Origin of the sequence: Pseudomonas proteolytica, assembly GCF_007858275.1 — a bacterium.
GTDB lineage: Bacteria > Pseudomonadota > Gammaproteobacteria > Pseudomonadales > Pseudomonadaceae > Aquipseudomonas > Aquipseudomonas proteolytica.
The window spans coordinates 1-1,186 of record NZ_VFEV01000088.1; the positions used below are offsets into that span (position 1 = coordinate 1).

Sequence of the window (1,186 nt, forward strand, 5' to 3'; positions counted from 1 at the left end):
GCAAGCCCGCTTGTATGTTTAGACTTGAAGGGGTGGGCGGCGACTAAAAGCCCGATTCCGACTCTAGCCAGTACGGACCGTGGGAGACTTCTCGTCCCGCCCTTTCTACCCTAAGCGCCGATAAGGAATTCATCGGGAAAACCGACAATAGAGGCAAGCCAGCGCTGGGATAGACCCCGACAAGCCCTTAAACCCTAGCTCCGAGGATTAGTTATGACAATCCTTACTTCACCAACGGTTGTGGGTATCGATGTGGCCAAGGCCGAAATCGTTGCCTACCGCGAAGACCTCAACGCCACTCAAGCCATTGCCAACGACCGCGATGCTCTTGGCCGCTGGCTCAACACATTACCTGCCAACAGCTCAATTGCCCTGGAAGCCACCAGCACTTACCACTTGGACACAGCTGAACTCGCCCATGAAATAGGACATCGGGTTTACGTTGTAGACGCTTATCGGTTGAGCCATTACCGCGAAAGCATTGGCCAGCGGGCGAAAACCGACCCTTGTGATGCACGTTTATTAGCGCGCTACCTGAGCAGTGAGCAGAAACGGCTACGGCTTTGGAGTCCACCTCCGCAGGCTTACAAGTTATTGAAAAGCTTGCTACACCGACGTGCAGAACTTATCAACTTGCGTGTAAGCCTCACACTGAGCTGGTCAGGCGAACCGCTTTTGAAAGACGAGTTGGCCCAGCAGCTAAAGTCCTTCAAACAAGCTGAGCAGGTCATTCAGAAGTTGCTGCACAAGGTCAGCAAAGAGGCGGGCATCACCGAAAATATCAAGCGCTGCAAAGCCATTGAGGGAGTGGGTGATCTTACGGCTACTGGTCTAGCGACAGCCTTCATGCGCGGTCAGTTCGCCAATGGCGATGCATTCATCGCTTTCTTGGGGATGGATCTGAGACCAAAAGACTCCGGAAAAAAGGCCGGGCCTCGGCACTTGAGTAAAAAGGGCGATTCAGAGTTGCGGCGCCTTGCTCACAACGCAGCGATGGCCGCTAGCCGATCTGCGACCTGGAAACCGTACTACGAGTCTTACCTGGCCCGAGGACTGGCAAAGACCCAAGCCCTGGTAATCCTCGCCCGCAAGCTCTGCCGGGTGGCATTCGCGCTGATGAAAAACCAGAGCGAATACCAACCGAACTTAAGGTTGCAGGGTTTACCTGCAACATAGAATCTCCCAC

General features: G+C 54.2%; 1 protein-coding gene. It reads left to right on the forward strand.

Going from position 1 to position 1,186, the window contains the following annotated elements:
* Positions 1-213 precede the first annotated feature (213 nt).
* The gene (locus FIV38_RS29790; RefSeq protein ID WP_092232475.1) at positions 214-1,176 is read left to right on the forward strand and encodes an IS110 family transposase; all 963 of its coding nucleotides are present in this window, start codon (positions 214-216) and stop codon (positions 1,174-1,176) included.
* The last annotated feature ends 10 nt before the right edge of the window (positions 1,177-1,186 follow it).